The sequence below is a fragment of the Exiguobacterium sp. RM11 genome (assembly GCF_059821525.1).
In genome coordinates this window covers 2,244,617-2,258,085 of the sequence record NZ_CM187558.1, presented here as the reverse complement: position 1 = coordinate 2,258,085, position 13,469 = coordinate 2,244,617, and the positions used below count along the sequence as shown (strand labels likewise).

Below are 13,469 nucleotides of genomic sequence, written 5' to 3'. Positions count from 1 at the left end.
TGAAGTGGTGCTCGGAACCTTCCGACGCCACTATTTTTTTGGGGAGATGGAACGGATGAGAAAAAATGTGACGGTTGCCCTCTTATTGGCAACCTTTTTAGCGGCGATCGAAGGGACGGTCGTATCAGTTGCGACGCCTGTCATCGCCAGTGAGTTGAACGGGGCAACGCTCGTCAGTTGGGTATTTGCTGCCTTCTTACTATTTACAGCAGTATCGACACCGATATATGGGAAAGTGGCGGATTTATTCGGGCGGAAGCGTGTCCTCTTGTTTGGCATCGGGTTGTTCACGCTATCCTCACTCTTATGTGGGTTAGCCACGTCGATGGAACAGCTGATTGTCTTTCGGGCGCTACAGGGTCTAGGGGCCGGTGCGGTCCTTCCGATTTCGATGACGATTATCGGCGATCTATACAAATATGAGGAACGCGGAAAGATTCAAGGGATTTTAAGTGCCGTATGGGGCGTGTCGGGTGTACTCGGTCCAGTCATCGGCGGCTTTTTAGTCGAAACGTTATCTTGGCGCTACGTTTTTTTATTGAACGTACCATTTGCGTTACTTTCGTTTATCATGATTATCATCTTCTATAAAGAAAATGTCGCTGAGACGACTGAACGGATTGACTTGAAAGGCGCGCTTTTGTTCGCAGGTGGGACGACAGCATTCTTATACGCCCTGATCACATTCAGTGAAACGAATGAATGGACGACGACCATTGTTGCCAGTGGGGTATTCAGTATCATCTTATTGGTTGGTTTCTTCGTATCTGAACGAAAAGCAAAATCTCCGTTATTGCCGTTTGAATTACTCAAGCAACCGACGATTGCTGCCATCAACGGTTCGGTCTTCTTTGCGGCGTGGGTGCTCGTCTCCATGTCTGCTTACATTCCAATCTGGGCACAAGCTGTGTTAGGGAAATCAGCGACAGAGGCTGGATTTATGTTGATGCCATTATCGGTCGCGTGGACGTTCACATCGATTATCGGGGGGCGTACACTCGGAGTGGCTTCTCCGAGACGACGCGCCTTGATCGGGATGGGATTGCTCATCATCGGGACGCTTACCTTAACACTGTTATCACAATCTAGTTCAGATTTATGGGTATACGGTGCAGTGGCGCTGATTGGCGTCGGCTTCGGATTGTCTCAACCGATGTTTATCGTCGTCTTACAAACTGTCGTCTCCTATCAACAGCGTGGAACGGCAACGGCGACCAACTCATTTTTAAGCACGGTTGGTCAAACGCTCGGTGTAGCGGTGTTCGGAGCAGTCTTTAACTTTGTTGTACTTAACGACTTTAAAGAGAACAGCGCGTTATCTCAAGTTTCATTAGAAGACTTCTTCAATCAGAGCGTCACGGAGACGTTGAACGCTTCGGTTCGACTTCAAGGGGAACAGATCATTGCGACCGGATTGAACAGCATCTTTATCGGAGCGATGGTCGCCGCGATCATCGCGTTCGTTATCGCGTCCCGCTTGCCGGCTCGCCCACCGGAACCTTCACAGCGCTCGTAAAACAAGGGTATGATGAAGAAAAGGGAGGCGAACCGACATGAAACGTCAAATTGGGATTGTGACATTGTTGTTTCTGATGGGGTGTGCGCCAGAACAAACGAACGAAGGAGCAGAACCACCTACTTCAGAAGAGACACGAAGTGAGTCAGAGACTGACAGTGAAACGAGTACGACGGAAGAGTCGAATCTTGAGATTGGAGAAGTGACCACCATTGCCGAGAACTTGTCCATTCCGTGGTCACTCGCTCGAACAGAGGAGGGATGGCTCGTATCCGAACGCGGTGGTACCATCACCGTGATTGACAGTTCGGGTCGCGCAACCCGACAAGACGTGAACTTCAAGGAAAGTGTATTCGAGATTGGTGAAGGAGGGCTCCTTGGTCTTGCGTTAAGCAAAGATTTTGAATCGAGCGGAATCCTTTACGCGTATCATACGTATGGATCGTCGGGAAGAAACGTTCAAAATCGTGTGGTCGAGTTGACGTGGGATGGAGAACGCTTTGAGGAGACGAATGTCTTGCTTGATGAGATTCCAGGTGCACGTTTTCATAACGGAGGTCGCCTATTGCTGGACGGTGAGCATCTTTGGGTGACGACGGGAGATGCGCTCGTGCCTGAACTTGCACAAGACGAATCATCATTAGCCGGAAAGATTCTACGAATCCCATTATCGGGTGAAGGTGAACCGACCGACTGGATCTATTCGCTCGGTCACCGCAACCCTCAAGGATTGAGTCAAATTGATGAAGTTCTTTATGCGAGCGAACACGGGGCGAGCGGACATGACGAAGTCAACGTGATTGAAGAAGGAAACAATTATGGATGGCCGATCATTGAGGCGAATCAGGAACAAGAAGGCCTTGTCACACCGTGGTTTGAAGTAGGCGAGACGTCTTGGGCACCTTCTGGTATCGCGACGGATGAACAGTACGTCTATATGGCGACGCTTCGGAACGAGCGGCTTGTTGCCATCGACCGGGAAACGAAACAAGTGACGACGATTGTCGAAGATGTAGGTCGGATTCGTGATGTGTGGTTAGAAGATGACACCTTGTATTTTATTTCGAACAATACGGACGGACGAGGCAACCCACAGCCTCAAGACGATCAACTTTATCAAGTAACGATTCGCTAGAAACTGACGACTTTGTCAGTTTCTATTTTTTCGTTGTTTCTTCTGGAAGTAACGGTATAATTAAACATGTATTTTGGAAAAAGAAGGAGAAAATAGATGAATCATTCAAACTTGGTACATAAACGAGAAAAACTATACTTCTCACTATTAGTTGCAGCAAGCGTGCTCATGTTAATCCTCGGGATCGTGCTGACAGTAGCCTCATTCGGTCTCTTTTTATGGATCATCGGTACAATCGTATCGCTCTCGCTCTTTACTCACTGGATTCAAATCGGGTACATTCGGACGAACGGTGTCAAAGTGACGGCTCGTCAGTTTACAGAACTTCATGAGATGGTTCAACGCGTCGGGGCAGATATGGGCATCCGCTTGTTGCCAGATGTGTATATTTTACAAGCGGGTGGTGTATTAAACGCTTTTGCCACACGTTTCTTCCAGAAGAACATGGTCATTCTGTATTCGGATGTCGTGGAATTAACACGGACGGGACAGACGAAAGAAGTGGAGTTTGTCATCGCACACGAGCTGGCACACATTCGTCGTAACCATGTCCAAAAGCAGTGGGTCGTCTTGCTCGGTAGTATCATTCCTTTCTTAGGTTCTGCCTATTCACGTGCTTGTGAGTATACGTGTGACCGGATGGCTGCTCATTACATTCAAGACTTCGGGGCGGCGAAGCGTGCGTTAACGGTTCTTGCAATCGGGGGACCGCTTGCGAAAGAAGTGAATGAGTTCGACTATTTGTACGAAGCAAGTCGAGAGAACGGTTTTATCGCGAAGTATAGTGAGTTGTTGTCGACGCACCCAACGTTACCGAAGCGAATCGCATCGATTGCAACAGCTGCAGGTGAAGAAAACATTCCGGTATTCAAGACGGCTGGATATGTGAAAGCTTCGATCATTTCGATGATTCTATTGACGGTTATTGGAAACGGGGCACTTATCGCATTTCTCTTCATTAACGATGATTTGACGGAGATTGTATCTGCGGCGATGAGCGAGGACCTTGCAGATGATTGGGCGTTGGAATGGGAAGAACCAATCCAAGAATTGACGTATAATAATGCGAGCTATGAAGAGATCGAAGCAGAATTACAAAATGGTGCTGACGTGAATATTCAAGACGAGTATGGCGAAACGCCACTTCACAACTTGTTCTACAATGATGAGGTTGATGAAGAAACAGTTCAACTCTTGCTAGACAACGGAGCTGACGTCACGCTCCAAAACGATAGCGGGATGACACCGATTGATACGGCACGTGATTGGGGACATAGTTCTGAACTCATTGAATTAATGGAAGCATATGAATAAAAGAAATTTCCTCGTTTCAAAAGAGACGAGGAAAATTTTTTTGTGGTTTTTTGCAAACGTTTGCATAGCGCGTGATATACTGTTTGGGTAGGAGGGATATCGGTGAATAGCATACGGACAAAGTTAACAGGGATGATTGCGTTGACCATTATTGTACCGGTCATTTTAGCGACGATTGTTTCATTTTGGTACGTGCAAGACCGGGAGCGTGAACGTGGTCTTGAGATGACCGAATGGTCGCTCGAACGAGGGACACGTCAGATGGAACGCTATATCTCTGATTTGAGTCGATTGCCAACGAGCTTATACGCTGATCGTGACGTATTAGACATTTTGGAGTATGGACCGGGGCTTTCGTTACGAGAAACGGAGATTGAAGTGCGGCGCGCGCTCCTCGCGATGTATCTGTCCCGAGAAGATGTGGCGCAAATTCAGCTGTTAATGCTCGAAGATATGGATTCGTTTGCGGCTTATAAAATGAAAGTGTCACCACGATCGAAAAAAGGGCCGAGTGCCGTCCAACGACAGCTATTGGACAATCCGAAAAGTCGTATCTTATTGGAAGCATCCCATCCACTTGTTGCCTATCATGATTTCGGACCGATCATGACACAAGAAGACGTCGTGACGCTTCATTTCAGGCTAGACAAGATTGAAACGGATGAACCACTTGCTATTCTTTCGCTCGATATCCCTGAAAATTTATTCATCGGGCAGCTGGCTTCTTTACAAAATAGTCCGGATGAGAGTTTATGGTTCGTCGGTGAAGACAACCGTGTGTTTGCCCATCTCGGTGAGGGAGAAATTCCGTCTTCATTTCAGCCGAGATCCATCTCGACCGATGGAAAACACCATCAGATCACGAAAACATTCGAGTTTGACCATCAGCAGTTTTATGTCGGTAAATCGATTCCAGATGAACTCTTGACCGAACCGGCTTCACGAACGTCATTCATCATCTTGCTTGTCGGGATGGTCTCGCTCATTTTGGCACTGATCGGAGCGACCTATGCTTCGATGAAATTGACGACACCGATCAGGACGTTGACCTCAAACATTTGGCGAATCGAGCAAGGGGACATGACCGTCTCATTTGATTCCCTCGGAAATGATGAGTTCGGCGTACTCGGAAGACAGTTCAAGCGAATGATTGAACGGATCGATGATTTAATTCAACGAGAGTATAAGCTCGCCTTAGAGAATCGGACGAACGAGCTTCGTACACTTCAAGCGCAAACCAATCCGCATTTCTTATTTAACACGTTACAGTCGATCGGAACATTGGCATTGAAGGGAGATGGCAAGACGGTCTATCGATTGATCACGCAACTGTCTTCGATGATGCGGTATACGATGCATCCAGAAGAGTCGATGGTGACACTGAAACGAGAGATCGAGCATTTGAATTCATACATTCGTCTTCAAGACGTACGATTTCCAAATCAGTTTCAAGTGACCGTTTCAGTTCCTGAAGATCTCCATGAACTGATTGTTCCAAAAATGATTTTGCAGCCGTTGGCAGAGAACTTTTTCAAGCATGGGTTCGAGCGGGACGGCTCTGCTTTAGCGAATCGATTTGATGTGACGGCCTGGATGGACGGCACGTCACTCGTGATTCGTTGTGAGAACAGTGGTCGTTCGCTGACGACCGAGGAATGGGAACGAGTCATGTCACGGATTGAACAAAGTGATTCGACATTTTATGACACGGAAGGCACAGGATTACGAAACATTCGCGATCGACTCATGTTAAACTATAATCGGGAGGCAGAATTTATGTTGGCTACACCTGAAACAGGCGGTTTTCGAATTATGATGCGTTTCCCGGCTTCTTCTGAGGGGGTGGCGTCATGACGAAAGTATTGATTGTAGATGATGAATCTCCGGTAAGGGAAGCGGTGAAATTACTCGGTGAATGGGAAAGGTTCGGTGTGACGACGGTTCTTGAAGCAACGGATGGGCGTGAAGCACAGGCGCTCATCGAACAAGAACGTCCAGCGCTCATCTTATCCGATATTCAAATGCCCCATTGTGATGGAATCGAGCTGATGGAGTGGGTACACGACCATGCTTCATTTTCTAAGCTTGTCGTGTTGACAGGATACGATGAATATTCGTATATGCGACGCGCCATCCAGTATGGGAGCTTTGATTATTTGTTAAAACCGATCGACCCGGATGTATTGAATGATACATTGGCACGCGCGTTAGGGGACGTGGTGGATCGATCGAGTGAAGACCCGATTTCTCAGATTGGAACGTTCATTGAACAGCATTTTTCGGAAGAACTGAGTTTGCAAGGGATGAGCGAACGATTTTACTTAAGTCGAGAGTACATCTCGCGACGTTTTAAACAACAATATGGCGTGAACTTGTCCGAATACGTATTGACGATTCGGATGAACGAAGCGAAGCGCCTGTTAGAGACGAGTAGACAGCGTATCTATGAAGTCGCCCAAGCAGTCGGCTTTTCGGACGATAAGTATTTCCGGAAGGTCTTTAAAAAACAAGTCGGTGTTACTCCGAACGAATTTCGGGAAAAGGTTCAACGACAAGCTTAAAGGAGGAATTCAAACATGAGTGTACACATTGGAGCTCAAGAAGGACAAATTGCAGAAACGGTATTACTTCCAGGGGATCCGCTTCGCGCCAAGTATATCGCGGAGACGTTTTTAGAAGACGTCGAATTATATAATGAAGTTCGTGGGATGTACGGCTTCACAGGTACGTACAAAGGAAAACGCATCTCTGTCCAAGGAACAGGGATGGGTGTGCCTTCGATGTCGATTTACGTGAACGAACTTATCATGTCGTACGGTGCAAAAAACTTGATCCGTGTCGGAACTGCCGGCGGAATTCAAGAAGACGTCAAAGTGCGTGATGTCGTCATCGCGATGAGCGCATCAAGTGAGATGGGTCAAAACCGTGTCCGCTTCAACGGAATGGACTATGCACCAACAGCGACGTTCGACCTCCTACATCGTGCGTATATGAATGCAGAGAAAGCCGGCATCCCGGTCAAAGTGGGACAAATCTTCACAGCGGACCAATTCTATCAAGATGACTTCCACCACTTCAAGAAGTGGGCGGACTTCGGTTGCCTCGCAATCGAGATGGAAGCAGCGGGTCTTTACACGCTTGCGGCGAAACATAAAGTAAACGCGTTGACAATCCTCACAATCTCTGACCACTTGTTGACAGGTGAAGAGACGACTTCAGAAGAGCGTCAGACGACGTTTGATGAAATGATTCGTGTCGCTCTCGATACAGCGGTTGAAGTGACGAACTAAACAGTTATCCCTACAGTCTTTGGCTGTAGGGATTTTTTGTGTCCAAACCCATTCATCCCTATGAAACGGTTGGAGCTCCAGCTAGACTAAGGATAAGATACCGAGAAAGAGGAAATGTCTAATGAAAACTCCATCACGTTTTATATTATATGCAATTGTATTTTTTGCTTTTTTTGATCTGTTCGCCCAACTTCCAATCATGAGCACATTTGCGTTATCCGTTGGGGCATCCTCATTTATCGCTGGTTTTTCCATCGCAATTTATTCGTTGACGAACACGTTTGGAAATGTGCTGTCCGGTATATGGACTGACAAGAATGGTCCATATCGCGTATTGGTTCTCGGTTTGTTTCTGACGAGCTTAAGTTTACTCGCTTACCAATTCGTCGACTCGCCATCCATATTACTGCTTGTCCGGTGTGTCCACGGCTTTATGGCTGGACTGATCGTCCCGGCTGCGTTTACCTTGTCTGCGAACATCACAGCAATGAATCGTCAAGGGAAGAAAGTCGCCATCACCGGTAGTTTCGTCGGATTAGCGGCCATTATCGGTCCTGCGTTCAGTGGAATTGTCGCCAGTATCACATCACCACCGACCGTCTTTTTATTTGTTTCTTTATTCGGCTGGGTGATTCTGTTCGTGACAATCGTAACGATGCGACTGAATCAAACGGTGGATTCGAAGAAAGATACCCATACAGCACCGATAAAACCAGACCCGAAAGTGATTCGAGCCTATTGGGGGGCATTCTTCCTCATGTTTTCCCAAGGGGCACTTGCGTTTTTGTTACCGGTTCATGTGCAGGAGCTTGGCTATGATTCACGATTGAGTGGGACGTTGCTCAGTATGTTCGGCGTGGTCGCCGTCTTATTCTTTTTATTACCGACGAACCGATTGTTCGATCGATTTTCACCGACCAAATTGACGGCACTTGGGGTGGCGATTATTGGGACGTGCCAGATGTTAATTGGACAAGCAGGTGTACAAACGAGCCTTTATGGGGTACTTGCCTTATATGGTGTCGGGTTTGCGATTCTTTTCCCGGCCATCAACACATTGTTGATTCAATCAACTTCTCCTCAAAATCGAGGAAAAGCATACGGGGCATTCTATGCCTTTTTCTCTCTAGGTACGGTAGCGGGATCTTCTTTTTTAAGTGCTCTGCCACTTTCAGTCGTCGAGCAGTTCACGCTGACTGGTTTAATTTTATGGGGGGCGAGCCTCCTCTTTCTTGTCAGTGTGGTAAAGAGGAGACAGATATTTTGACACGATAGAAGTAATGTATTACTCTATGTTTAAATGTTTAAACATTTAAACGGTTAGTGTAACTCGCATCGATGAAAGCGTTTTTTTGATTCACTTTTCACTCGATGATAAAATGAAATCAATGTGATGAATCATAAGGAGGAAAGTTCATGCTGGCACCGATTGAACAATTGACGATTGACGAGCTTGTCCAAAAACAACGTCGTTTCTTTAAAACACAGGCGACGAAATCAATGGCATTCCGTTTAAGTATGCTGACGTTTTTAAAGGAATCGATCAAGCATTATGAAGCGGATTTGCTAGAAGCGCTTAAAGAGGACTTGAACAAATCGGAGATGGATGCGTATACGACAGAAATCGGATTCATTTATGACGAGATTTCCCGGACGACACGCGAATTAAAACGATGGATGCGTCCGAAGCGTGTACGTGGAACTGCCATCCATCTTGGAATGAAGAGTGAAATTCAATATGAGCCATACGGTACGGTATTGATCATCGCTCCGTGGAATTATCCGTTCCAACTAGCGGTCGCGCCACTCATTGGTGCCATTGCCGCGGGAAACACAGCGGTCGTCAAACCTTCAGAACTGACACCGAACGTCGCGCGTGTCCTGACACAAGTGCTAGAACGTGCTTTCACCGATCGATATATAGCCAGTGTCGAAGGGGATAAAGACACAGCCCAAGAGCTCTTGAATCAAAAATGGGACTACATTTTCTTTACAGGTTCGACGCAAGTCGGTCGAATCGTGAATAAAGCGGCAGCAGAACATCTGACACCTGTCACACTCGAACTCGGAGGGAAATCACCTGTCATCGTTCACGGAGATGCGAATGTCTCCATTGCGGCAAAACGTGTCGCGTGGGGGAAATGGATGAACGCCGGGCAAACGTGTGTCGCGCCAGACTATGTACTCGTGCATGAATCGCAGCAAGAGGCATTTTTAGAGGCGATCAAACAAGAGGCGTTTGCGATGTTCGGGAACGGTGTCGGTACGAAACGATACACGCGCATCGTCAACGAATCGCATTTCGACCGTTTGTCTCACTATTTGACAGAAGGTGAACTTGCTTTTGGCGGGGAAACGAACCGGGATGAGCTAAAAATTGCACCGACTGTCATGACGAATCTCGAAGAAGATGCTGATGTGATGAAAGACGAGATTTTTGGTCCGATTTTACCGGTTATTCCTTATCGTCAACTAGATGAAGTGATCGAGTTCATCTCTGACCGGCCGCATCCACTCGCGCTCTATCTCTTTACGGAATCGAAAGATGTGGAAAGAACGATCATGAAACACCTCTCCTTTGGAGGAGGATGTGTGAACGATGTCATCATGCATTTGACGAACCCGAATCTCCCGTTTGGTGGAGTGGGTGAGAGCGGTATGGGTGCCTATCACGGACGTACGAGCTTTGAGACGTTTAGTCATGCGAAGTCTATTTTGAAAAACACGACAAAATTTGATTTACCAGTCCGGTATCCGAACTTCAAACCGGCCGAACAATTGATTCGATTGATTCAACGATAAAGCTATAGAGAGACTCGGTACGAATGCCGGGTCTCTTTTTTTGAAAAAGATTGTTTGAAATGTCACATACTTTTCTGATACTCCCTGTCACACTCCTGTATAATAAAGTCATAATTGGAACGTACGAATGAAACGTGGAGGGAGCACCGACCTATGTCAATGCAATGTGGAACGACCCAACCGAACAGTTTTGTATTCTCAGATGAAACGAAACAATTGCTACTGGAAATGATGACGATTCAACATCATCCGAAAGCGAGTATCGTATGTTGGGAAGGTGAAAAGTGTGATAAGTTCTTTTACTTGAAGAGTGGTTCTGTCAAATTCACAAAAATCACGAAAAAAGGTAATCCACTCGTCATGTTCATGTATGGTTCGGATGACTTCTTTGGTGAGTTTGACATCGTCGAAACTTTCCCTAGCTCATACAGTATCGAGACGACTGAGGAAAGTACCATCGGGACCATTTCAAAACGCGAATTGGAATCGCTCATGCAACGTGACATCCGCTTTGCCGGAGAAATTTTGCGATGGACATCGATGATGCGCAAACATTCAGAGATGAAGGTACGCGACTTATTGTTGTACGGAAAGCCAGGCGCTCTGGCCTCGACACTACTCCGTATGGCAGCTATGCACGGTGTGGAGGAAGAGGATACAATCGTCATTCCTCGCCATCCGTCAGACGGAGAACTCGGACAATTGATCGGAGCGCCACGCGAGACGGTGAACCGCTTGATCAGTCAATGGCGAAAAGAAGGAGTCATTAGTACGACGACAAAATCAATCGTCATCCATGATGTTGATTTTTTGAAAGAGCTTTGTCATTGCGAGGGTTGTCCATCAGGAATATGTCGTTTATGAACCGCCTCATGTGAAGGCGGTTTTTTTGTGACCTATTTTTATGGAAATGTGAATTTTGTGTGTTGAAACTACGCAAAATTGATGTGATTGTCACTTTTTGAGTGACAAAAGTCACATATTATCCCTTAGGTGATTGCATACAATGAAAGTGGAAAAACAACCGAAAGGGGTCTTACACGTGGAACATAAAGATGGGCAAGAACCGAACCTAAAAGGAACGTTTACATCGGTCATGATCGTTGCAGGTGTCATCATCGCCATGTGGTCATCAGTATTTTACTTATTCGTCACACGATAAACATGTAGGGAGGAGGGTCTCATCGTGCATATTCATAAACTAGAAAAGTATTGGCTTACATTTGGTATTATCCTACTCGCGGTCTTCTTGACTGTTCTCGGGGTATCGGCATTCGCGGCAGGGAACCAGCCAGCATCGGATGCGGATTTGATTGACCCGGCCAAAGTAAATCAGACGGCTCCATTCGACAAACCAGGACTTCATCAAATTGGTGAGAATGAATACGAACTCGTCATGATCGCACAAGCGTTTACGTTCACACCAGGGAATGTTGAAATTCCAAAAGGCGCAAAAGTAACATTCCTTGTGACGTCACCTGATGTCGTACACGGATTCCAGTTGACAGGTACTCCGGTCAACATGATGGTTGTCCCTGGACATATTAACTCATTGACGTACACGTTCGAGGAAGCTGGCGAATTTTTGATTCTTTGTAACGAATATTGTGGGACAGGGCATCACATGATGTCGACTAAAATCAAGGTGGTGGAGTAAATGAACGACGTATCATCTAAACTGAAACAATGGGAGATGGAGCGAGGGGTTCCTGTTCCAAGTATCGGAGCGAAAGAGGCGCGCCTTGCATACGGTCACGTTCTCGTATCAATTCTCGCCGTCTTGATCGGCGCGTTGGCCGGTTTGACACAGACGTTGATTCGAACCGGAGTCATTCCTGAAATCTTTGGATATTATCAATTACTAACGGCTCACGGTATTATGCTCGGGCTCGTCTTCACGACGATGTTCATCATCGGTCTCTTGTATGCGTTGCTTGCGAAGTCGTTCGGTCGGTTTGAATCATTCCCGACACGTGTCGCTTGGCTCGGTTTTTGGACGATAATTATCGGTGCCGTCATGGTAACGGTCATGATTTTGGCCAACAAAGGGACAGTATTGTATACATTCTATGCACCGCTCATGGCAGATCCGCTCTTTTATGTCGGACTCGTCCTGTTCGTAGTCGGAACGTGGTTGTCGTCATTCGCGATGTTCCGTATGTATGCGGACTACAAACGCGACAACCCAGGCGTTCATCCGCCGCTCCCGGCTTATATGAGTATTATGACGATGCTTCTATGGGACATTGCGACACTCGGTGTCGCAGCAACGATTCTTTTCCAACTCCTTCCTCTCTCGTTAGGATGGACAGATACAGTCGGAATTGAGTTATCTCGTACATTGTTCTGGTACTTCGGTCACCCGCTCGTTTATTTCTGGCTCATGCCGGCATATATTGTATGGTACACAGTCGTGCCGAAAGTCATCGGTGGGAAGATCTTCTCGGATGCGTTGGCACGGATGGCGTTCTTGTTGTTCTTGCTCTTCTCATTCCCGGTCGGCTTCCACCATCAGTTGACAGAACCGGGGATTGAACCGTTCTGGAAGTTCGTTCAAGTTATCTTGACGTTCTTGGTCGTCATCCCATCGTTCATGACAGCATTCTCGCTCTTTGCGACGTTCGAACTTCGTGGACGTGCGCTCGGCGCGAAAGGATTGTTCGGTTGGGTGAAGAAAATGCCGTATGGTGATGTTCGTTTCCTCGCACCATTCATCGGGATGCTATTCTTCATTCCTGCCGGTGCAGGTGGGATCATCAACGCGTCTCACCAATTGAACGCGATGGTTCACAATACGCTTTGGGTCACAGGTCACTTCCATATCACAGTCGGAACGGCTGTCGCCTTGACGTTCTTCGGAACGGCATACTGGCTCGTACCAGTACTTCGTGGTCGCACGTTGACAAAAGCGATGAACAAGCTTGGATTGATTCAAGCAGGGACGTGGGCGTTCGGTATGGCCATCATGTCATATGCGATGCACATTTCAGGATTGAATGGTAACCCACGTCGTACGGGTCCAGCAACTTACTTCTCGGATGCATTGACGCGTGAATGGATTCCGTACCACGTCATGATGGCGATTGGAGGAACGATTTTATTCATCTCGGTTCTGATCTTCGTCTACTCGATGTTCAACTTGTCATTCCTCGCTCCAAAAGGCGAAGAGGAATTCCCGCTCGCTGAGACAGAAGAGGCGGCGATGGATACACCGCGCTATTTCGAAAACTGGAAATTGTGGATTACGGTAACGTTCGTCTTGATTGCATTTGCATACACGGTTCCAATTTGGCACTTGATTGAGAGTGCGCCTCCTGGAGCGCGTGGTTGGGTACTCTGGTAAACTAAAGTCAGCTCATACGTGAGCTGACTCAGCTTGTTGACTAACATGAATCATATCGCTCGCCTGTCC

12 protein-coding genes are annotated in these 13,469 nt (G+C 47.0%); all 12 read left to right on the top strand.

The window, feature by feature from the left end; genetic code table 11:
• The first annotated feature begins 55 nt into the window (after window positions 1–55).
• The 12 genes from AC5LIL_RS11770 (at window position 56) to AC5LIL_RS11715 (ending at window position 13,400) form a co-directional block, all read left to right on the top strand.
• Complete coding sequence (locus AC5LIL_RS11770) at window positions 56–1,516, top strand: MDR family MFS transporter (RefSeq protein ID WP_499824193.1); 1,461 nt, start codon at window positions 56–58, stop codon at window positions 1,514–1,516.
• Between the two features lie 37 nt (window positions 1,517–1,553).
• A complete protein-coding gene (locus AC5LIL_RS11765; protein WP_499824192.1) occupies window positions 1,554–2,651 on the top strand; it encodes a PQQ-dependent sugar dehydrogenase in 1,098 nt (365 codons plus the stop codon).
• Between the two features lie 96 nt (window positions 2,652–2,747).
• The gene (locus tag AC5LIL_RS11760; RefSeq protein ID WP_499824191.1) at window positions 2,748–3,965 is read left to right on the top strand and encodes a M48 family metallopeptidase; all 1,218 of its coding nucleotides are present in this window, start codon (window positions 2,748–2,750) and stop codon (window positions 3,963–3,965) included.
• Window positions 3,966–4,067: 102 nt separating this feature from the next.
• Window positions 4,068–5,819 (top strand): sensor histidine kinase, encoded by a 1,752-nt coding sequence (locus AC5LIL_RS11755; RefSeq protein ID WP_499824190.1) that lies wholly within the window; start codon window positions 4,068–4,070, stop codon window positions 5,817–5,819.
• A complete protein-coding gene (locus AC5LIL_RS11750) occupies window positions 5,816–6,526 on the top strand; it encodes a response regulator (RefSeq protein ID WP_214696432.1) in 711 nt (236 codons plus the stop codon). Before AC5LIL_RS11755 ends, AC5LIL_RS11750 begins: the two co-directional genes overlap by 4 nt.
• A gap of 15 nt (window positions 6,527–6,541) precedes the next feature.
• Window positions 6,542–7,255: a purine-nucleoside phosphorylase gene (gene deoD, locus AC5LIL_RS11745; RefSeq protein ID WP_074033044.1), complete on the top strand. Its 714-nt coding sequence runs from the start codon at window positions 6,542–6,544 to the stop codon at window positions 7,253–7,255.
• Window positions 7,256–7,376: 121 nt separating this feature from the next.
• Window positions 7,377–8,522, top strand: coding sequence for an MFS transporter (locus tag AC5LIL_RS11740; protein WP_214785709.1), 1,146 nt, complete (start codon window positions 7,377–7,379; stop codon window positions 8,520–8,522).
• A gap of 149 nt (window positions 8,523–8,671) precedes the next feature.
• Window positions 8,672–10,057, top strand: coding sequence for an aldehyde dehydrogenase (locus AC5LIL_RS11735; RefSeq protein ID WP_214785708.1), 1,386 nt, complete (start codon window positions 8,672–8,674; stop codon window positions 10,055–10,057).
• Window positions 10,058–10,210: 153 nt separating this feature from the next.
• On the top strand, window positions 10,211–10,921 hold the full coding sequence (locus AC5LIL_RS11730) for a Crp/Fnr family transcriptional regulator (protein WP_214785707.1): 711 nt from the start codon (window positions 10,211–10,213) through the stop codon (window positions 10,919–10,921).
• Window positions 10,922–11,063: 142 nt separating this feature from the next.
• Window positions 11,064–11,219: a cytochrome c oxidase subunit 2A gene (locus AC5LIL_RS11725; RefSeq protein ID WP_143406615.1), complete on the top strand. Its 156-nt coding sequence runs from the start codon at window positions 11,064–11,066 to the stop codon at window positions 11,217–11,219.
• Between the two features lie 24 nt (window positions 11,220–11,243).
• A complete protein-coding gene (locus AC5LIL_RS11720; RefSeq protein ID WP_074033048.1) occupies window positions 11,244–11,714 on the top strand; it encodes a cytochrome c oxidase subunit II in 471 nt (156 codons plus the stop codon).
• Window positions 11,715–13,400, top strand: a complete 1,686-nt coding sequence (locus AC5LIL_RS11715) for a b(o/a)3-type cytochrome-c oxidase subunit 1 (RefSeq protein WP_214785705.1) — start codon at window positions 11,715–11,717, stop codon at window positions 13,398–13,400. It begins immediately after the preceding gene.
• Window positions 13,401–13,469: the final 69 nt, after the last annotated feature.

What these genes read in the sequence shown, in the direction of transcription:
- AC5LIL_RS11770 (WP_499824193.1), top strand. Translation starts at nt 56, where the DNA reads ATGAGAAAAAATGTGACGGTTGCCCTCTTATTGGCAACCTTTTTAGCG.
- AC5LIL_RS11765 (WP_499824192.1), top strand. Translation starts at nt 1,554, where the DNA reads ATGAAACGTCAAATTGGGATTGTGACATTGTTGTTTCTGATGGGGTGT.
- AC5LIL_RS11760 (WP_499824191.1), top strand. Translation starts at nt 2,748, where the DNA reads ATGAATCATTCAAACTTGGTACATAAACGAGAAAAACTATACTTCTCA.
- AC5LIL_RS11750 (WP_214696432.1), top strand. Translation starts at nt 5,816, where the DNA reads ATGACGAAAGTATTGATTGTAGATGATGAATCTCCGGTAAGGGAAGCG.
- deoD (WP_074033044.1), top strand. Translation starts at nt 6,542, where the DNA reads ATGAGTGTACACATTGGAGCTCAAGAAGGACAAATTGCAGAAACGGTA.
- AC5LIL_RS11740 (WP_214785709.1), top strand. Translation starts at nt 7,377, where the DNA reads ATGAAAACTCCATCACGTTTTATATTATATGCAATTGTATTTTTTGCT.
- AC5LIL_RS11735 (WP_214785708.1), top strand. Translation starts at nt 8,672, where the DNA reads ATGCTGGCACCGATTGAACAATTGACGATTGACGAGCTTGTCCAAAAA.
- AC5LIL_RS11730 (WP_214785707.1), top strand. Translation starts at nt 10,211, where the DNA reads ATGTCAATGCAATGTGGAACGACCCAACCGAACAGTTTTGTATTCTCA.
- AC5LIL_RS11725 (WP_143406615.1), top strand. Translation starts at nt 11,064, where the DNA reads ATGAAAGTGGAAAAACAACCGAAAGGGGTCTTACACGTGGAACATAAA.
- AC5LIL_RS11715 (WP_214785705.1), top strand. Translation starts at nt 11,715, where the DNA reads ATGAACGACGTATCATCTAAACTGAAACAATGGGAGATGGAGCGAGGG.